This is a genomic window from Pseudokineococcus basanitobsidens (genome assembly GCF_037482545.1).
Taxonomy (GTDB): domain Bacteria; phylum Actinomycetota; class Actinomycetes; order Actinomycetales; family Quadrisphaeraceae; genus Pseudokineococcus; species Pseudokineococcus basanitobsidens.
On sequence record NZ_JBBIAA010000005.1, the window covers coordinates 23,466 to 42,747 of the forward strand.

General features: G+C 76.5%; 11 protein-coding genes. 4 read left to right on the forward strand and 7 right to left on the reverse strand.

Annotated features, from left to right (window positions below; genetic code table 11):
• Window positions 1–11: 11 nt before the first annotated feature.
• Window positions 12–1,124, reverse strand: coding sequence for a sugar ABC transporter substrate-binding protein (locus tag WDZ17_RS06745; RefSeq protein WP_339574378.1), 1,113 nt, complete (start codon window positions 1,122–1,124; stop codon window positions 12–14).
• A 510-nt stretch (window positions 1,125–1,634) separates the two neighbouring features.
• Between WDZ17_RS06745 and lnt the strand changes: the two genes are divergently transcribed.
• Entirely contained in the window at window positions 1,635–3,383 is a 1,749-nt protein-coding gene (lnt, locus tag WDZ17_RS06750) for an apolipoprotein N-acyltransferase (protein WP_339574379.1), read from the forward strand.
• Between the two features lie 59 nt (window positions 3,384–3,442).
• Entirely contained in the window at window positions 3,443–3,976 is a 534-nt protein-coding gene (locus WDZ17_RS06755; RefSeq protein ID WP_339574380.1) for an FxsA family protein, read from the forward strand.
• 122 nt (window positions 3,977–4,098) lie between these two features.
• On the opposite strand, the gene WDZ17_RS06760 is transcribed toward WDZ17_RS06755, so the two are convergent.
• The 5 genes from WDZ17_RS06760 to WDZ17_RS06780 all read right to left on the reverse strand — a co-directional run bounded on the left by WDZ17_RS06760 (window position 4,099) and on the right by WDZ17_RS06780 (window position 10,802).
• On the reverse strand, window positions 4,099–4,449 hold the full coding sequence (locus tag WDZ17_RS06760; protein ID WP_339574381.1) for an RNA polymerase-binding protein RbpA: 351 nt from the start codon (window positions 4,447–4,449) through the stop codon (window positions 4,099–4,101).
• A gap of 226 nt (window positions 4,450–4,675) precedes the next feature.
• Entirely contained in the window at window positions 4,676–6,109 is a 1,434-nt protein-coding gene (locus tag WDZ17_RS06765; protein ID WP_339574382.1) for an MFS transporter, read from the reverse strand.
• On the reverse strand, window positions 6,106–6,957 hold the full coding sequence (locus tag WDZ17_RS06770) for a glycerophosphodiester phosphodiesterase family protein (RefSeq protein WP_339574383.1): 852 nt from the start codon (window positions 6,955–6,957) through the stop codon (window positions 6,106–6,108). Before WDZ17_RS06770 ends, WDZ17_RS06765 begins: the two co-directional genes overlap by 4 nt.
• Window positions 6,954–8,702: a M15 family metallopeptidase gene (locus WDZ17_RS06775; protein WP_339574384.1), complete on the reverse strand. Its 1,749-nt coding sequence runs from the start codon at window positions 8,700–8,702 to the stop codon at window positions 6,954–6,956. The genes WDZ17_RS06770 and WDZ17_RS06775 overlap by 4 nt, the downstream gene beginning before the upstream one ends.
• Window positions 8,703–8,936: 234 nt before the next feature.
• Complete coding sequence (locus tag WDZ17_RS06780) at window positions 8,937–10,802, reverse strand: AMP-dependent synthetase/ligase (RefSeq protein WP_339574385.1); 1,866 nt, start codon at window positions 10,800–10,802, stop codon at window positions 8,937–8,939.
• Window positions 10,803–10,921: 119 nt separating this feature from the next.
• Between WDZ17_RS06780 and WDZ17_RS06785 the strand changes: the two genes are divergently transcribed.
• Window positions 10,922–12,292, forward strand: coding sequence for an AI-2E family transporter (locus WDZ17_RS06785; RefSeq protein ID WP_339574386.1), 1,371 nt, complete (start codon window positions 10,922–10,924; stop codon window positions 12,290–12,292).
• 134 nt (window positions 12,293–12,426) lie between these two features.
• Here WDZ17_RS06785 and WDZ17_RS06790 read toward each other — a convergent pair whose 3' ends face one another.
• Entirely contained in the window at window positions 12,427–17,937 is a 5,511-nt protein-coding gene (locus WDZ17_RS06790) for a GH92 family glycosyl hydrolase (RefSeq protein WP_339574387.1), read from the reverse strand.
• A 171-nt stretch (window positions 17,938–18,108) separates the two neighbouring features.
• Here WDZ17_RS06790 and WDZ17_RS06795 point away from each other — a divergent pair, with 171 nt between their 5' ends.
• Window positions 18,109–19,254, forward strand: a complete 1,146-nt coding sequence (locus WDZ17_RS06795; RefSeq protein WP_339574388.1) for a LacI family DNA-binding transcriptional regulator — start codon at window positions 18,109–18,111, stop codon at window positions 19,252–19,254.
• Window positions 19,255–19,282: the final 28 nt, after the last annotated feature.

Below are 19,282 nucleotides of genomic sequence, written 5' to 3' on the forward strand. Positions count from 1 at the left end.
GCGGTACCGGGTCAGGAGATCCCGAGCTCCGTGCAGGCGTCGGCGAACTTCTCCGTGCACAGCTCGTCCGCCGTGACGAAGCCGTCGTCCACGACGTCCTTGACGTTGTCGCGGAAGATCGCCTGCGGCTCGAGGAGGATCGAGGCGACGTCGCGGTCGCCGGTGTCGTCGCGCACGGTGCCCGTCGTCTCCGGCTCCTCGCCGTTGATGAGCGCGATCGCCGTGTCCGCCAGCCCCTGCGCCTCCTTGGTGACCGCCTTGTAGACGGTCATGCACTGGTCGCCCGCGAGGATGTTCTGCAGGCCCTGCACCGTGGCGTCCTGGCCGGTGACCGGGACCTGCCCGTTGAGGCCGTTCTTCGCGAGGATGGAGATGGCCGCGTTGCCGAGGCCGTCGTTCGCCGCGAGGACGCCGTTGATGGTGCCCGCCTGCGTGAGCATCTGCTCGAAGATGGTGGCGGCCTGCTGGTTGTCCCAGTCCGGCACGGCCTGCTCGCCGACGACCGTGTACTGCGTCATCGGGTCGAGGACGCTGTGGGCGCCGTCGGCGAAGAGCGTCGCGTTGTTGTCGGTGGGGGAGCCGTCCAGGTAGACGATGTCCGCCGGCTGGTCGCCGAGGCACTGGGCGAGGCCCTGCCCCTGCAGCTCGCCGACCTTCGTGTTGTCGAAGGAGACGTAGTAGTCCGCCGAGCCGCCGAGCGTCAGGCGGTCGTAGTCGATCGTCTGGACGCCGGCCTGCTTCGCCTTCGCCTCGATCGCGGCACCGGAGTCGGAGTCGAGGTTGACGATGGCGAGGACGGCGACGCCCTGGGTGATCATCTGGTCGGCGATGGTCTGCATCGTCGAGGCGTCGCCCTGCGCGTTCTGGATGACGGCGTTGACGCCGGCGTCGTCGAACGCCTGCTGCAGGAGCGGCTGGTCGAACGACTCCCACCGGGCCGACGACTCGGTGTCGGGGAGGATCACGCCGACCTGCGGGGTGTCGGACCCGCCGCCGTCGGACCCGCCGGTGCTGCCGCCCGACCCCGCCGAGGCGTCGTCGGTGCCGCTGCTGCCGCAGGCGGACAGCAGGAGGAGGGCGGCGGTCGCCGCGGTGGCCGTGAGGGTCGAGCTGCGCACGTGCATGGATGCTCCTTCGCATCGGGGACCCGGGTCGTCGGCGACCCTGGATAAGTCTGCGGCCCGAACATATGCCCTTGTCCAGCGCGCCGACGCCCTCGTGACCGGATCGTGACGGCGCGTCGCCCGTGCGGGTGCCTGCGGGGGCCCCGGGAGGGTCCGGCCGGCCCGCGGCGGCGGGCCGGCCGACACACCACGCGACACACCACCAGGGGCTTCCGGGCGGGTGGTTGCAGGGCACGGCGCTGACCTGCGGCGACAGCGTGTCGTCGCAGGTCAGAGGGGGTGCGCGAGCTGCCGCGAGCTGGTTGACACCAGGTCGCGCCCGAGTACGGTCGACCTCGGCCACCGCGGCTCGTGGTGGAGCAGCGACGGACCCGTCCACCCCGTAGACAACGTCTCGCAGACCTCGGCGCCACCGGGGCTCGGACGGACCGAAGGGTGGACGGGTCCGTCCGCTCGCACCCGGGCTCGTCCGGCGCCGGCCACCGCCCGCGCGGCACCTACCCTGGTCGGGTGCTCCTGCGGCCGCCCCTCCTCGTCCGGCTCGTGGCGGCCGCCCTCGGGGGCCTGCTCGTCGCCGTGGCCTTCCCCGAGCCCGGGTGGTGGTGGCTGGCCGCGCCGGGCGTGGGCCTGCTCGTCGCCGCCGTCGCCGGCGCCCGGGTCCGGACCGGGGCGCTCGCCGGCCTCGTCCACGGCCTCGTGCTCTTCGTCGTGCTCCTGCGCTGGACGGCGGAGTACGTGGGACCGGTGGCCTACGCCCTGTCGGTCCTCGAGGCGGGCTTCACGGCGCTCGCCGGCGCGCTGCTCGTCCTCGTGCTGCGCGTGGGTCGCCGAGGTGCCGGGCACGTCCGGCGCGAGGGCTGGGCACCGACGGGCCCCGCCGCCGTGCTGCTCACGGCGCTCGGCGCCGGCGGGGTCTGGACGGGCGTGGAGGCGCTGCGCGGGCGGCTGCCCTTCGGCGGCTTCGGCTGGGGCCGCCTCGCCTTCAGCCAGGCGGACGCCCCCGCGGTGGGGCTGGCCTCCCTCGGCGGGGCGCCGCTCGTCTCCTTCGCCGTCGCGACGACGGGCGCGGCGCTCGCCCTCGTCCTCCTGCGGGGGGCGCTCGCCGCGGGCGCGGCCGCTCCGGCGCGCCGCACCGGGACCACGTCGCCGGCCGGCGCCACCTCCCGCGCCCGCGCCGCGGGTGCAGCGGTCGCGCCGCTGGCCCTCGCCCTCGTCGCCGGCGGGGCCGGTGCCCTCGTGCCGCGGCCGACCGACCCCGAGGCGGGCACCCTGGTCGTCGCCGCCGTGCAGGGCGACGTCCCCGAGCCGGGGCTGGAGTTCAACGCGGAGCGCCGCGCCGTCCTGGACAACCACGTGCGGGCGACCGAGCGGCTCGCCGACGCGGTCGCGGCCGGTGAGGTGCCCCAGCCGGACCTCGTCGTGTGGCCGGAGAACGCGAGCGACATCGACCCCTTCGCCAACGCCGACGCGGCGGCGCAGATCGACCGGGCCGCGGACGCCGTCGGCGCGCCGCTGCTCGTCGGGACGCTCGTGCGCGGGAGCCGCGGCACGGGCGTGGCCGCGACGGGCGACCCGCTCGAGGACGACGAGCTGCGCAACGTCGTCGTGCAGTGGGACCCGGGCAGCGGACCCGGGCACGTCTACGCCAAGCGGCACCCCGTGCCGTTCGCGGAGTACGTGCCGCACCGGGACTTCTTCCGCCTCTTCAGCGACAAGGTCGACCTCGTGCGGGCCGACATGGTCCCCGGCGAGGTGCCCGGCCTCTTCGACGTCGCGGGGACCACCGCCGGCACGCTCATCTGCTTCGAGGTCGTCGAGGACGGGCTCGTCGACGACGTCGTCGACGGCGGCGCGCAGCTGCTCGTCGTGCCCACCAACAACGCGACCTTCGGCTTCACCGACGAGAGCGTCCAGCAGCTGGCGATCTCGCGCGTGCGGGCCGTGGAGGAGGGACGGGCCGTGGTCCACGCCTCGACCGTCGGGGTCTCGGCCGTCGTGCAGCCGGACGGCAGCACCGGACGGACGACCGACCTGTTCACCCCCGACGTCCTCGTCAGCGAGGTACCGCTGCGCACGACGCGGACGCTCTCCGCGCGCCTGGGCGCCTGGCCCGAGCTGGCACTGTCCCTGCTCGGGGCCGCGGTGGCGCTCGCCGGGGCGCTGCCGGGTCGTCGCGGTCGTCGTGCGGGGCTCCCGTCGGCAGCGCCCCCCGCCGCCGACGCCGAGCCCGTCGGGGCCTCCGCCGGGGGCCCACGATGAGCGGCGGGCGCCCCCGCGCTCGGCGGGCGAGCCGTCCGCGCCGGCGCCGGCTCGCCCTCGTGCCCCCGCTCCTGGTCCTCGTCGAGGTCGTCGGCATCCTGCTGGTCGGCCAGGCGGTCGGGGCGGGCTGGACGGTGCTGCTGCTGCTCGCCGGCGCCGTCGTCGGTGCCGTCGTGCTCGTCCGCGGCGGGCTGGGTGGCCTCCGGCGCGCCGCCGAGGGGGCGCGCCGGCGCGCCGCGACGGCCACCGCGCCGGCCGACCTCGAGGGCGCCCGGACGGGGCGCGAGCTCGCGGACGCGGGGGTCGTCGCGCTCGGCGCGCTGCTCCTCGTCGTGCCCGGGTTCCTCACCGACCTCGTGGGGCTCCTCGCGCTGCTGCCGCCGACCCGCCCGCTGGTGCGGCGGCTGCTCGGCGCGGCCGCGGGTGCGGCGGCGCTGCGGGTCGTCGGTCTGCGCCGGGGCGACGTGGTCCCCGGCACGGTGGTCGTCGAGGGCGACCCACGCCCGGACTCCGCCGCAGGACGCGGCGCACCGCTGCGGGGGCGCGTCCTGCCGCCGCCCGAGCAGCCCCCGGACGGCCCCCCGCCGCGCTGAGGACGCCGCCGCGCTGAGGACGCCGCCGCGCTGAGGACGCCGGCGCGTGCCCGGCGACGACGACGGCCGCCCCACCGTGAGGGTGGGGCGGCCGTGGTCGTGCCGGTGCGGCGCCGTCGCCGTCAGGCCGTGCGCTTGGCGTGCAGCAGCCCGTTGCGCAGGAGCTCCAGGCGCTCGTCGAGCAGCACCTGCAGGTCGTCCTTGGACCGCCGCTCGAGCAGCATGTCCCAGTGCGTGCGGGGCGGCTTGCCCGGCTTCTCGTCGGGGCGGGACGCGTCCCGCAGCAGCGCCTGCTGACCGCACCGGCACTCCCAGAGCGCCGGGACGTCCGCCTCCATCGACAGGGGGACCACGGTGCGGTGGTCGTCGGGGCACACGTACTCGCGCATCTGCCGGGGCGCCGGCTCGACGCCGGTGTCCGACTCCAGGCTCGCAGCGCCCAGTCGGGTGCCTCTCAGGCTCCGGTCGGCCATGGGCAGCCACCTCCATCCTCGTCCATCACCACCGGCGCCACGGGGTGGGGGCGCCGGGTACTGCAGGGGACAACGGGACCCCGGGGCGGGCTGTTCCTGCCGCCGGCCGGACGGTCGCCGGGAGGGCCCCCGTCCGGTGCGGCAGCCCCCGGGTCCTGCTCCCTCTTCGGCGCCGACCGGGCTCCCGGATGCCGTCGACCGCGGGTGGGACGCAGGACGTCGCGGGTCACACCCGTCGCGGCTGCTCCCGGCCGGCGTCGGCGACCCCGCGGCGCACGTCCACGCGCAGCAGGAGCAGCCCGCCCACGACGAAGAAGACGACGAGCGAGGCGATGGCCGGGCGGTAGGAGCCGCTCAGCTGGAACACGAGGCCGAAGACGAGCGTGCCGAGCCAGGAGGTGCCCCGCTCCGCCGCCTGGTAGAGGGCGAAGTACTGCGCCTCGCGCCCGACGGGCACGACCTGGGCGTAGAGCGAGCGGGAGATCGCCTGGGTCCCGCCGAGGACGAGGCCGATCGCCGTGGCCAGCAGGAGGAACAGCCCGAAGCGGCCGGCGGGCAGGGCGTAGCCGGCGGCGACGACGACGGTCCAGGCGACGAGGGACCACAGCACCGTCCTGCGGGCGCCGAAGCGCCCGGCGAGGCGTCCGAAGACCAGCGCGCCGCCGAAGGCGACCGCCTGGACGAGGAGGATCGCGGTGATGAGCTGGGACTGGGCGAGGCCGATCTCCACGGTCCCGAAGAGGCTCGCCGCGTAGATGACCGTCTGCACGCCGTCGTTGTAGAAGAGGTAGGCGAGCAGGAGCAGGAGGGTCATCGGGTAGGCGCGGGCGTGCCGCAGCGTGGCCACGAGCTCGCCCAGCGTCCCGCCGAGCGCCCCCCGGCTGCGCCCGCGGGAGGGGGCCACGGCGTCCCCCGCGGGCCCGGCGCCCCCGCTCGGGGGCGGCCGCAGGGGCCGGTCCCGCAGCCCGAGCACGGGCACCAGCGTGAAGGCGCCCCACCACACGCCGGCGGACAGCAGGCTGAGGCGCACCGCCTCGGCCTCGGTGAGCCCCAGGGAGCCCGCACCGGACACGAGGCCGAGGTTCGCCGCGAGCAGGAGGAAGCCCCCGAGGTAGCCCAGCGCCCAGCCGCGGCTGGACACGGCGTCGCGCTCGTCGGGACCGGCGAGGTCGAGCAGCAGGGCGTTGTAGACGACGAGCGAGGCGCCGAGCGAGGCGCCCGCGACCACCTGGAGGACGACGCCGAGCTGCCAGTCCGTCCCGGTCACCGCAGCCATGGACGCCGCGGCGAGCGCGCCGACGAGGGCGAAGGCGCCCAGCAGCAGCCGCTTGCGGACGACCCGGTCGCAGAGCGCGCCGACGAGCGGCAGGAGGAGCGCGGACAGGACGGTGGAGACCGTGGTCGTGTACAGCGACAGGGCGCCCGGGGCGACGGGGATCCCGAGGACGGACAACGTCTCGTCGCAGACGGCACCCGCCGCGAGGTCCGGGCAGGCGGCGGCGGTCGCGACGGCGGTCAGGTAGGGGGCGAGCAGCACGGTCCCCGTCGTCGTGACGTAGGCCGAGTTCGCCCAGTCGTAGACGTACCAGGCCCGGCGCTCGCGGCGCAGCGCGGCCGGGGTCGTGGCCGCCGTCGCCTCCTCGACGGGGACCGGCCTCACGGGTGCGCCGCCCCGCCGGACGCGCCGCGGCCGCGACGCGCGCGCAGGACCTGCCCGAGCAGGTCGGTGCGGTCGGTGACGAGGCCGTCGACGCCGAGGTCGAGGAGGCGGTGCATCGTCGGGACGTCGTCCACCGTCCACACGTGGACCGGGCGCCCCGCGCCGTGGACGGCGCGGACGAGGGCGGGGGTCGCCACGCGCTCGGGCACCTGGACGACGTCGACGCCCGCGAGGGTGCGTCGCACCGCCGGCCCCCGCAGCCGTCCCGGCAGTGCCCGGACGGCGGCGACGACCTCGGCGACGAGGGGTGCCCCGGCCGAGGTGGCGGTGCCCGGCGGCAGCCGCCGCACGACCGCCCGGCGACGGCGCTCCGAGAAGCTGGCGACGACGACCCGCTCCCAGGCGCCGCTGCGCCGCAGGAGGTCCACGAGCGGCGCGACCGCACCCGGCGTCTTGACGTCCACGTTGAGGACGGCCGTGGGGAACGCCTCGAGCACCTCGGCCAGGCGGGGCACGGGCTCGCGCCCGCCGATGCGGGCACGGGCGACGTCGGACCAGTCCGTCCGCGCCAGCAGGCCCGTGGCGTCGCTCACCCGGTCGAGACGGTCGTCGTGGAAGGCGACGAGGACGCCGTCCGCGGTCGTGCGGACGTCGGTCTCGAGGACGTCGGCGCCGAGGTCGAGCGCGGCGGCGAAGGCGACGAGCGAGTTCTCCAGCCCGTCGCGGGAGAAACCGCGGTGGGCCACGAGCAGCGGCCCGGGCGCCTGCAGCGCGGCGGGGCGCGGGCGGTGGCCGCCGCGGGTCACGGCCCCGGCGCGGCGGCCGGGGAGGGCGACGCCGTCCCTCACGGCTCCCCGGCGTCGTCCGCGGCGGGGCCGCCCGCCTCGGCCGCCTCGGTCGGCCCGGCAGCCTCGGTCGGCCCGGCAGCCTCGGTCGGCCCGGCAGCCTCGGTCGGCCCGGCAGCCTCGGTCGGCCCGGCAGCCTCGGTCGGCCCGGCAGCCTCGGTCGGCCCGGCAGCCTCGGTCGGCCCGGCAGCCTCGGTCGGCCCGGCAGCCGCGGCCGGGTCGGCCTGCTCGGCGAACTCGAAGTGCCAGGGCTCCGGCTTCGAGCCGTCCGCCTCGGCCCACGAGGGGTGGAAGAAGCCGAACAGCGGCGCCCGCTGGACCATCCACGCGTGCTGCGGCGTGCCGAAGTCCTCGACGCCGCCGCAGAGGTCGACCGCGCGGCCGAGGCCGTGGCGGCTCGTGCCGGGGACGGCGGCCAGCCCGGGCTTGCGGGCGCGCACGGAGATCTGCTCCTCGAGGGAGCGGTAGGAGTCGGTGACGCACAGCGGCTGCCCGAAGGTCTGGGCGTAGGCCCGGCTCATGGCGTCGAAGGAGCGAGCCGCGTCGGCGCGCAGGCGGTGGCCCGGGGCGGTCTCCAGCGGGCACAGGGCCTCGAGGGGGATCTCGCCGTTGGGGTAGGCGCTGACGTCGCTGGACGCGCAGCCCCCCGAGCCCGCCGGCAGGTCGACCGGGCCGGCCGCCCCGGCCGCGGCGGCGAGGTCGGCCGCCTCCCGGGCGGCGTCGACGGCCGTCCCCAGCCGCTCGCGCGCGGCCGCGAGCCGGGCGTCGACCGCGGCGGCGAGGTCGCGCTGCTCGGCGAGGGCGTCGGCGGCGGAGGCCGCCTCCGCGTCCGCCTCCTGCTGGGCCGCCACGGCCTCGGTGGCGGCGGCGTCGGCGCGGGCGAGGGCCTGGCGCGCGACGGCGTCGGCGTCCAGGGCGCCCCGGACGGCGCCGGCCCGGTGCCGCCCGAGGGCCTCGAGCAGGCTGAGCTGGTCGCCGATCTCGTCCGTCGTCGCGCTGCCGAGGAGCGCGGAGGCGACCGGCATCGCCCCGACGTCCTCGGCCCCGCGGTAGCTCGAGCTCGCCCACCGCCCGACCTCGCTGCGCTCGCGGGCCACGGTCGTGGCGGCGGAGGCGGCGACCTGCCGCTGGTGCTCCTGCTCGGCGACCGCCGCGTCGTGCCGCGCCCGCGCCGCGTCCCGGGCCTCGAGGGCGGCGCCCGCCCTCGCGGACACGGCGGCGAGCTGCCGGGAGGCCTCCGCCGAGGCCGCGACCGCCTCCTCGTACGCCGCCACGGCCGCCGGGTCCGGCGCCGGGGCCGTGCCCTCGGCGGCAGGCGCGCCCTCCGGGGCGGCCGTCCCCTCCTCGGGGTCCACCGGCTCGCCCGTCGCCGTCCCGCCGCCCGGCCTCTCGTCGCCGGGGGTGGTCTCGTCGCCGGGGGTCTCGTCGCCGGGGGTCTCGTCGCCGGGGGTCTCGTCGCCCGGGGTCTCGTCGCCCGGGGAGGAGGCCGCGGCCGTGGGCGTGGGGGCGCTCGTGGCCGGCGAGGTCGCCCGACCCGCCGCGCTCGGGCCCGCCGTCACGGTCGTGCCCTCGCCCGCGGGGGCCGGGGTCGCCGCCGAGGCCGGCAGCACGAGGCCGCCGCAGAGGGCGGCCGCTCCCACCAGCACGGCGGCACCGCGCAGGACCCCGGGCGCTCGGCGGGCGAGGGCACCGGCGCGCGTGCGCCGCGACGGCACGGTCGGCGCCGCCCCGGGCCTCGTCGCCGTCACGGGACCCGTCGTCGCCGCCCTGCTCGCCTCGCCCCGCACCGGTCCTCCTCGTCCCACGCCGCTGCGCGTCCTCGCCGGGCGCTCTCCCCGGGCACTCTCCCCGGACATCGTCCTCGGGCACCCTCGCCGGACATCGTCCTCGGGCATCCTCCTCGGGCATCGGCACGTCTGTCACGGTCCTGGAGCACCCCGTCCGCGCGTCCCGGAGGCCCCGCCCGTGCGGCGGGCCGGCGCTCAGCGTCTCGACCGGTACATCTCCTCGATCTCCCCGGCGAACTCCTCGAGGACCACGCGTCGCTTGACCTTCATGCTGGGGGTCAGCTGGCCGGCCTCCTCGGTGAGGTCGACGGGCAGGACGCGCAGCCGCTTGACGCCCTCGGCGGACGACACGCCCTCGTTCGCCCGGTCCACGGCGCCCCTCAGCTCCGCGAGGAGCTCGGGGTCGTCCACGAGCTCGGCCACCGGCGTGGCGGGCCGGCCCTGCTGGGCGAGCCACGCGTGCACCGCCTCCTCGTCGAGGGTGATCAGCGCCCCCACGCTGCTGCGGCCGTCGCCGACGATGACGGCCTGGCTGACCAGGGGGTGCGCGCGGACGGCGTCCTCGAGGGGGCCGGGGGAGACGTTCTTGCCGGAGGAGGTGACGAGGATGTCCTTGGACCGGCCCGTGATGCGCAGGTACCCGTCCGCGTCCAGCTCGCCGAGGTCACCCGTGGCGAACCAGCCGTCGTCGAGCACCGCGGCGGTGGCGTCGGGGTTGCCGAGGTACTCGCGGAAGACGTGGCCGCCCCGCAGGAGCACCTCCCCGGAGCCGGAGACCCGGACGTCGAAGCCCGGGAGCGCGCGCCCGACCGTCCCGACCCGCTGGTCGCGCGGGGTGTTCACGGTGGCGGCGGCCGTGGTCTCCGTCAGCCCGTAGCCCTCGAGGATCGTCACGCCGACGCCACGGAAGAAGTGGCCCAGCCGCTCGCCGAGCGGCGCGCCGCCCGAGACGGCCCACTCGGCGCGGCCCCCCAGCGCGGCGCGCAGCCTCGTGTAGACCAACCGGTCGAAGAGCGCGTGCTGGGCCCGCAGGAGCAGCCCGGGGCCGCCCGTGTCCTGGGCCCGGCTCCACGCCGTGGCCACGTCCGACGCCCGCTCGAAGACGGCGCCGCGCCCCTCGGTCGTCGCCCGGCGCCGCGCGGTCTCGTAGACGCGCTCGAAGACCCTCGGCACGGCGAGGACGAAGGTCGGCCGGAAGGTGGGCAGGTCGCGCGTGATGCGGGCCACGTCGCTGTGCCCCATCTGCACCCGGGCCATGAGGACGGCGATCTCGATCATCCGCCCGAAGACGTGCGCGAGCGGGAGGAAGAGCAGCGTGGAGGACCGCGGGTCGGTGAACAGCTCGGGGAGCAGCTCGACGGCCGTCCCGCACTCGACGAGGAAGTTGCCGTGCGTGAGGACGCACCCCTTGGGGCGCCCCGTGGTCCCGGACGTGTAGATGATCGTCGCCACGTCGTCGCGCGTCAGCGCGGCGCGGCGGCGGGCGAGCTCGGCGCGGCCGTCGTCCGCCGCCGCGCGGCCCGAGGCGACGAGGTCGCCGAGCGTCGGCAGGACGCCCGTGGCGCCCCCGTCGACGACCCAGGAGGAGCGCAGCGCCGGCAGGTCCCCGGAGACCTGCGCCAGCGTCTTCGCGTGGCTGGGCGTCTCGACGAAGCACGCGACGGCCCCGGAGTCCTCGAGGATCCAGCGCAGCTGGTCGGGGGCGCTCGTCTCGTAGACGGGCACGACGACGGCGCCCGCCGCCCACAGCGCGGCGTCCAGCAACGTCCACTCGTACCGCGTCCGGGACATGAGGCCGACCCGGTCGCCGGGAGCGACCCCGGAGGCCACGAGGCCGAGCGCGACCTCCTCGACCTCCTGCGCGAAGCGCCGCGCGTCCACGCCCTGCCAGCCGCCGCCCGAGCGGCGCGCGAGGACCTCCCGGTCCGGCTCCTGCTCCGCGGCGCGCGCGACGACCTCGGCCAGGCTGGCGGGCGGGTCGGCCTGCCACCACCACGTGCCGCCGGTCGCCGCGGGACGGGGCGCCGCTGGAGAGCTCGAGGAGGGCCGCGCTGCGCTCATGGACGCAGCCTAGGAGACGGCACCCCTCGCGGCCGGGGCGTCGCGGTCGCCCCCGACGGGACCCAGGCAGCAGAGTGGCCCCGCACCGGCCGACCGGCCGCTGCGTGAGGAGATCCCGCATGTCCCTGCTCCAGCGCCTGCGCGGCGGCTCCGCGCGCGGCGGCCAGGACCCGCGTCCTGACGAGTCGCCGTCCGCCGACGACGCGTCCCCGCCGTCCCGGGGCCAGGAAGAGGAGGACCAGGGAGGGCTCGGCGCGGTCGTCGAGGTCCGTTCCCCCCAGGCGCGCCAGTCGACGCGCTTCAGCCGCCTCGAGCGCGCCGCGACGTCGGTGGCGCTGTGGGTCCTGCGCGTGCTCGCGATCGTCGCCGGGCTCGTCCTCGTCTTCGTCGTCCTGCGCGAGCTGTGGTCGATCGTCCTGCCCGTCGTGCTCGCGCTCATCCTCTCCACCGTCCTGTGGCCGGTGGTCAAGCTGCTGCGCCGGGTGATGCCGGCCGCGCTCGCGGCGGCGATCGCCCTCGTCGTCTTCCTCGGCGCGATCGTGGGGATCTTCGCCTTCCTCATCCCGCGGGTCGTGGACCAGGCGTCCGGTCTCACGCAGCAGGTGGTCAACGGCTTCGAGACGCTGCAGCAGACCGTCACCGACGCCACCGAGAACGGCATCCTCGGCATCGGCGGCGACCAGATCAGCACCTGGATCGACGACGGCCTGCAGCGCCTGCAGAGCAACGCGCAGAGCATCGCCAGCTCGGTCGGCGGCGGGGTCGTCAGCGGCCTCACGAGCCTCGGCTCGGCGCTCATCACCCTGCTGCTGGTGCTCGTCCTCACGTTCTTCTTCACGAAGGACGGGCCGAAGTTCCTGCCCTGGCTCCACCTGTGGAGCGGGGCCAAGGTCGCCGACCACGTCGACGAGCTGCTGTCGCGGGTGTGGTCGACCCTGCAGGGCTACATCTTCTCCCAGGCCGCCGTCGCCCTCGTGGACGCCGTCTTCATCGGGCTGGGCCTGCTCGTCATCGGCGTGCCCTTCGCCTTCCCGCTCGCGGTCCTCGTCTTCTTCGCGGCATTCATCCCCATCGTCGGGGCCGTCGCCACCGGGGCGCTCGCGACGCTCGTCGCCCTCGTCAGCCTCGGGTGGCCGCAGGCTCTCGCCACGCTGGCAGTCGTCCTCCTCGTGCAGCAGCTCGAGGGCAACGTCCTGCAGCCCCTCCTCGTGGGCAAGACGCTCGCGCTGCACCCCGCCGTCGTCATCCTCGCCGTCACCGCCGGTGGCACCATCGCGGGGATCATCGGGGCCTTCCTCGCCGTCCCGCTGGCCGCGGTGGGCACCGTCGTCTTCCGCTACGTCCGCGAGGGCGTCCTGGGGGAGGACCCCGCGCACGGCGACGGAGGGTCCCCGCCGCTGACGAAGGAGCTGTCCGAGAAGGTCGAGGAGAAGGCCGACGCCGGCGAGGACCCGCGCGAGGCCGTCGCGGACGCGACGCCCCGCGGCTGACCGCCGACGTCGCCGACCGCCGACGTCCTCACGACGACGCCCCGCCCCCTCACGAGGGGCGGGGCGTCGTCGTCGGACGGCTGCTCGGGTCAGCTCCCGGCCACTCAGCGGCCGGCCACTCAGCGCCCGGCCACTCAGCGCCCGGCCACGACCAGCCGCTCGCTGGTCGCCGCGTCCGAGGTGACGCCGTGGGCCCGCAGGTCGTGGGGTCCGCGACGGGCGTCCGCCGGCACCCGCACCTGCGTGGAGAACCCGCCGTCGGCGTCTGCCCGCACGGTCGCCAGGGCGACCACCTCGGCCTCGCCGCGGCCCTGGTGGCGCTGGAGCGTCATCTCCACCTGCTCGCCGGGCGCGAAGCCGGTCCCGGTCACGGCGACCCGCGCGCCGGGGCTCGCGAGGCGCGCGCCGAGCCCCAGGGCCGGGTCGACCTCGACCGCCGGGGCGGCCGAGACCTCGACCCGGACCTCCCGCGTCACGCTGGAGCGTCCGTCGTCCACCGTGACGTGCGCCGTGTACGAGCCCGGCTGCGCGTAGACGTGGTCACCGGCCACCGTCGCGGCGTCGTCCTCCACCCGGGTGGCGACCTCCTCGAGCGGGGTCCCGTCGCCCCACAGGACCCGGGCGGTGACGTCCTCCGGCGCGGCCGTGCCGCCGGAGACCGTGCCGAGGGCCGCCTCGACGGGCTGCCCCGCCACCGCCGCCACCGACGCCGGCGCGGACAGCTCCAGCGCGGCCGCGGGCGTGCCGTCCGAGGCGACCGCCATGACGTGCACGCGCCCGTCCTCGGTCTCCGTGCCCTGCTGGTCGGGCATCGTCACCGAGACGGGGAGGGGCCCGTCCAGCGCCACCGGCGCCGTCGCGAAGACGTACGGGCGGGCGCCGTCGCGGCTGCCGTCGCGCAGGCGGTACTGCGCGGCCGCCACGACGACGTTGCCGAACTGCGGGTCGCCGGCGCCGCCGCCGAGCGTCCAGTCCGACAGCTGGAGCGGCACCTCCTGCGTGCTGCCGTCGGCGTAGGTGAGCGTCGCCGTCTCGTCCTGCGCGCCCTGCGTGCCGGCGCCGACGAAGGAGACCTGCGTCGCGTCGGCCGGCAGGTCGAGGTCGACGACCTGCCCGTCGCCCGTCGCGTTGTCCGGGGCGCCCGCGGGCACCGCGGGGAGGACGAAGGACAGGTCCGTGCCGGGCACCTCGTGGCGCTCGCCCTGGACGAGCCCCGCGTCGGCCAGGGCCGCGCGGGAGTACGCCCAGCCCTTCGCGTCGCAGTCCGCCGTGGCTCCGACGGCCGTGCCCTCGTCGCCGAGGCACGTGCTGTCGAAGGCCGCGCGCAGCGAGCCCTCCGGCACCAGCGCGACGTCGACGAGCAGGGCGGCCGACGCGCTCTCGTCACCGGCCGTCGCCGTGACGACGACCCGGTGCACCCCCGGCTCGGCGTAGGTGTGGCCCCCGCTGACGACGAGCGAGCCGAGACGGCCCTCCCGCACGTCCGCCGGCGCCGGCTCGCTGCCGTCGCCCCAGTCGACGGTGACGTCGACCGCGTCCGCGTCGGCGCCCGCGACGACCGCGAGGTCGCCCGAGACCTCCGTCCCCGTCTGCGCGGTGAGGTCCTGCCCGGCGGTCACGGCGAGGTCGCCGGTCACCGCCTCGGCCGGGTCGACGAGGAGCTCGACCTCGGACAGGGAGACCTGCTCCTGCGTGCCGTCGGTCACGCGCAGCCGGTACCGCGAGTACGGCTGCACCGACGACCGGGCGTCGTCGACCTGGAACGGCCGCGTCTGCCGACGCCAGTCGAAGGTCTGCCCCGAGCGGGCGTCGACCTGCGTCCACGACTCGCCGTCGTCGGAGCCCTCGAGCACCCACGCGCTCGGGTCCCCGGCACCGTCGGTGCCGCCGGAGCCGGAGGTCAGCGTGTACGTCCGCACCGCGCGGGCGCCGACCGCCGAGTCCCACGTCAGCGTCGCGTCCGCGCCCAGGACCGCCTCGGTCCGCGACGTGTCGTCCACGAGCGCCCCGACGTCGCCGCCGTCCGCGCTCGTGAGCCGGCCGAGGCCCTCGGCGGTGGAGTCCTCGAGCGGGTCGGGCGCCTCGCCCTCGGGCGTGAGCGACGGCGGGGAGTCCTCCGTCGCCGACCCCCACGACGACGGCTCGGGGCCGGTCGTGAAGTCCAGCTCGTGGCCGCCGCTGACCTGGTCGGCGGTCAGCCAGGTCTGCTCGTGCTCCTGGCCGTCGACGGCGAGGGACTGCACGTAGACGTCCTCGTGCCCGTTGTCCCCGCCGCCGGCGTCCTGCGCCTCGACGACGAGGTCGCCGTCGGGGCGGTGCACCACGGCCCGGTCGAACAGCGGCGAGCCGATGCTCCACCGGTCCGAGCCCACCTGCTGCGGGTAGATCCCGAGCGAGGACAGCACGTACCAGGCGGACATCTCCCCGTTGTCCTCGTCGCCGGGGTAGCCCTGGCCGATCTCGTCGCCGGTGTACAGGCGCCGCATGATGTCGCGGACGAGCGCCTGGGTCTTCTCCGGCGCGTCCGCCTGCAGGTAGGCGTAGGGGATGTGGTGGCTGACCTGGTTGCTCATCCCGAGCTGTCCGAGCCGCACGTCGCGCGCCTCGCGCATCTCGTGGATGACGCCGCCGTAGCCGCCGGGCTTGTCCGCCTCCTCGGGCGTGGCGAAGAACTCGTCGAGCTTGTCCTCCAGGCCCTGCCGCCCGCCGTACAGCGCCGCGAGCCCGGCGCCGTCGTGCGGGGCGTGGAAGGCGAAGTTCCAGCCGTCCGTCTCGGTGTAGACCCCGCCCCAGGCCTCGGGGTCGAACTCCTCCGGGGACTGCTGGAACTCCCCGTCGGGCTCGCGGCCCTGGAAGAAGCCCACCGACGGGTCGAACATCCGGCTGTACCCGGTCGCCCGGTCGAGGAAGTACGTCGACTCCTCGCGCAGCCGCGCCCGCCGGTCCTCGGGCGTCCTCGGGTCCTCGGCGAGGGCGGCGGCCATGTTGCCGATGCCGTAGTCGTTGATGAAGCCCTCGAGGCCCCAGCTGACGCTCTCGCCCGTCGTCGTGGGCGTGTAGCCGAGGAAGATCGAGGAGTCGAGGCCCTTGCGGCCCACGGCCGCGTCGTCCGACGGGGTCGTCGCGTTCTTCACGGCCGCGTCGTAGGTCTCCAGGGCGTCGGGCAGGTCCACGCCCTTGAGGTAGGCGTCGGCGAAGGCGACGTCAGAGCTCGTGCCCGTCATGAGGTTCGCGTAGCCGGGGGAGGACCAGCGCGAGACCCAGCCGCCGTCCCGGTAGTGCTGCACGAAGCCGTCGACGAGCTCGGCGGCGACGTCCGGGTACAGCAGCGAGTAGGCGGGCCACACGGTCCGGTAGGTGTCCCAGAACCCGTTGTTGACGTAGATCTTCCCGTCGACGACCTCGGCGCCGGTCTCCGTGGCGGTGGGCTCCCCGGCCGGCTCGGCCATGGGGCTCGCGTGCCGGTAGACGGGCTCGTCGGCCGTGCCGGTGTTCTCGAACTGGCTGTTGGGGTAGAGGTTCAGCCGGTACAGCGAGCCGTAGAGGCTGCGCAGCTCCGTCTCGCTCGCCCCCTGCACCTCGACGACGCCGAGGCGCTCGTCCCACTGCCGGGCGGCGTCGGCGCGCACGTCGTCGAACGAGCGGCCGGCCACCTCCATGGCGAGGTTCGCCCGCGCCTGGTCCAGGCTGATGAAGGACGTCGCGACCCGCAGCTCCACGTCGCCGTCGCCGTCGAACGCGGCGTAGCGCGTGCCGGCGTGCCCGCCGTCGGTCTCCCCGGCCGCGCTCGCGGCGCGGTCGAAGGTGCCCGCCACGAACATCCGGCTGCGGCCGGCGGACAGGCCGCTGCCGTTGTCGACCCAGCCGGTGAGCTCGTCCGAGCCCGCCGCGACCGAGAACTCCCCGTCGTCGTCCACCGTGTCGACGACGACCTGGCGCGGCGCTCCCTCGGGGAAGGAGAAGCGCATCACGGCGCCGTGGTCGGTCGGCGTCATCTCGGCGCGCAGCCCGCCGTCGAGGTCGACGCCGTAGTAGTCCGGCTGCGCGGTCTCGTCGTCGTGGGCGAAGGGCAGCGACCTCGCCTGCGCACCGCCGGCGGGGACGCCGTCGGCGGTCGCCGGCATGAAGGACACCTGGTTGCGGTCACCCATCCACGGGCTCGGCTCGTGCGAGAACGCCAGCCCCTGCAGGTGCGGGCGGTTGCGCGCGTCGTTGCCGCGCGCCCAGTCGTACTCCCAGCTCTGGCTGTTCGCGTTCGTGGTCGGGGTGAGGAAGTTGAACCCGTTGGGCACGGCCGTGATGGGCAGGTTGTTGCCCCGCGAGAAGCTCCCCGTCGAGTTGGTGCCGCGCCGGGTGTCGACGAGCTCGGCGAACCCCGTGCCGTCGGCGGGCGCGGTGAGGCGCTCGGGGGACGGGTCGATGACCACGTCGTCGACCCAGCCGCCGAAGGCGGTGCCCTCGTCGGCGTCGGGGTCGTCGTAGGACAGCAGGAGCGCCTCGACCGTCTTCCCGGCGGCCACGGCCCCGAGGTCGGCCTCGACCTGGTTCCACTGGTCGGGGTAGAGGACGTCGGAGGCCCCCTGGCCCGCGGCGGTCAGCGGGTAGCCGTGCTGGTCGGTGGCGCCGAGCTCGGACAGGCGGGTGCCGTCGGTGAAGCGGACGTCCATCGCGACGTGCAGGGAGGGGTAGGAGAGGTCCCCGCCGGTCAGCTCGGGGAAGACCCGGTAGGACAGCCGGCTGTCCTCCCCGACGGCGACGTCGTCGACGTCGAGCACCCGGTTGACGGCGTAGCCGCGCCCGTCGGCGGTGTGGACGCCCGCGTAGCGCAGGGCCGCGACCCCCGTGAAGCCGACCCGGGGCCGGATCGTCGGGCCGGAGGCCGGGCCGGGACCCACCTCGGTCGTCATGGGCTCGGCGGTGCCGTCGACCGGCGCGGTCCCGTCCGCGAGGTCGAGCTCGGCCAGCTGCAGCAGGGGGGCGCCGCCGTTGGCGTCCACCTGCAGCCGGTACCAGCGGTGCGGGGCCGAGGCCTCGTCCAGGACGAACTGCTGGGTGGACAGGCGTGCGGGGAAGGTCACGTCGGTGCGGCGGTCGACCTCGGTCCAGGACTGCCCGTCGTCGGACCCGAGCAGCCGCACGGACCGCGGGTCGCGGGCCGGCTCGTCGTCGGCCGACGTCATCGACCACGTCGTGACCGGCCGGGCCTCGGCGAGCTCGACCTGCAGCCAGCCGGTGGGGGAGAAGGTCAGCCACTTCGAGCTGGTGGAGCCGTCGACCCCGGCCGCAGCGACCTCGTTGGGGGGGTTGTCGGCGCTCGCGGTGACGGCGACGACGTCGTCGCGCAGGGAGCCCGGCAGCCCGGGCTCGCCGCCCGCGACGCCGTCCTGCAGCGGCTCGCCGTCCTGGAGCTCCGGCGTGCTGACGAGGACCTCGGGGGAGTCGCCCTGCTCGAAGGAGGTGCCGAAGGCGGCGCCGGCGGGAGCCGCGGACGACAGCGGCGCCGTCGCCACGAGCGCCAGGGGGACCACGAGGGCGGTCGCGGCGACCCCGGCGAGGGGCGCCCGGGCGGCACGCCGGGCGCGCGGGCCCGGCGACCGGCGGGGGGATGCGGGGTGGGTCGGGGAGGTGGGGGGCGGGGGCGCCATGGGCGGACCTTCCGTCGGGGTCGAACGGGCGGCGAGGGCCCGCGGCGCCGCGGGGGGACGCCGCTGCGCGGCCCCGGGTCTCGCGGCGGTGCGGACCTCAGCACAGGGAACATCTCCGGCGCACCGGGTGTCAACGTTGTCAGGGCAGCGCTCGGGTGCCATCCTCCGCGGGTGACCGGTGACGACGCCTCCCGCAGCGCCGCCGCCGACGCCTCGGCCGTGGTGCCCGCGCCCGTGCGGACGCTCCAGCACGTCGCCGAGCTGGCGGGCGTGAGCGTGAAGACGGCCTCGCGCGCGCTGAACGACGAGCCCTACGTCGCACCGGCGACCGCGGCCCGGGTCCGCGACGCGGCGGCCCGCGCGGGGTACCGCGTGAACGCGACCGCCCGGGACCTGCGCCGCGGCGCCCCGTCCCCGCTCGTCGGCCTCGTCTCCGCCGACCTGGCGAACCCCTTCTACTCCCGGCTCGCCGCCGGGATCGAGCGCGAGATCCGACCGGCGGGCCTGCTGCTCGTGACGTCCTCCTCGGACGAGGACCCGGACGCCGAGCGTGCCGTCGTCGCGTCCCTGCTCGAGCGCCAGGTGCGCGCCCTCGTCGTCGTGAGCACGACCGAGACGCACGAGCACCTGGCCGAGGAGCGGCGCCCCGGCACCCCGCTCGTGATGGTGGACCGGTCCGGCTCGGTGGAGGACGCCGACAGCGTGACCCTCGACAACCGGGCCGGTGCCCGCGCGGCCGCGGAGCACCTCCTCACCTGCTCTAGCGGTGCACCACGCCTGTCCGTCGTCACCGACCTGCGCCGGCTCGAGACCGGACGGGCCCGCCTCGCCGGCGTCGCCGACGCGCTGCACGCGGCCGGCCTGGACCCGCTGGGGGCCGACCGCGTCCGGGAGGCGCACGACGTGCGCAGCGCCGAGCGGGCCGTCGCCGAGCTGCTCGCGGCCGACCCCCCGCCCACGGCGGTCCTCGCGATGAACAACCGGCTGGCGACGGGCGCCGTGCGCGCCGTGGCCGCGGCCGGGGAGCGCGGCGCCCGCGTCGCCGTCGCCGGCTTCGACGACCTCGAGCTCGCCGCGCAGGTGGGTCTCACGGTCGTCGCCTACGACGCCGAGGAGATGGGCCGCGCGGTCGGACGCCTCGTCCTCGAGCGGGTGAGGGGGGAGCGCGGTCCGGCCCGTCGCGTCGTCGTCCCCACCACCCTCGTGGTCAACTCTCCGTGCGGGCGGGGGCACGGCGCGGACGCCGGGCTCCCGGCCGGGGCGGGGCGAGGTCACGATCGCGTGACGTCGTTGACACCGGAGACGGCCCCTGCCTAACGTTCCGTCGTACTGACATCGATGTCAC

Coding starts and splice junctions, on each gene's coding strand:
- WDZ17_RS06745 (WP_339574378.1), bottom strand. CDS start 1,124: ATGCACGTGCGCAGCTCGACCCTCACGGCCACCGCGGCGACCGCCGCC.
- WDZ17_RS06760 (WP_339574381.1), bottom strand. CDS start 4,449: ATGGCCGACCGGAGCCTGAGAGGCACCCGACTGGGCGCTGCGAGCCTG.
- WDZ17_RS06780 (WP_339574385.1), bottom strand. CDS start 10,802: ATGAGCGCAGCGCGGCCCTCCTCGAGCTCTCCAGCGGCGCCCCGTCCC.
- WDZ17_RS06785 (WP_339574386.1), top strand. CDS start 10,922: ATGTCCCTGCTCCAGCGCCTGCGCGGCGGCTCCGCGCGCGGCGGCCAG.
- WDZ17_RS06790 (WP_339574387.1), bottom strand. CDS start 17,937: ATGGCGCCCCCGCCCCCCACCTCCCCGACCCACCCCGCATCCCCCCGC.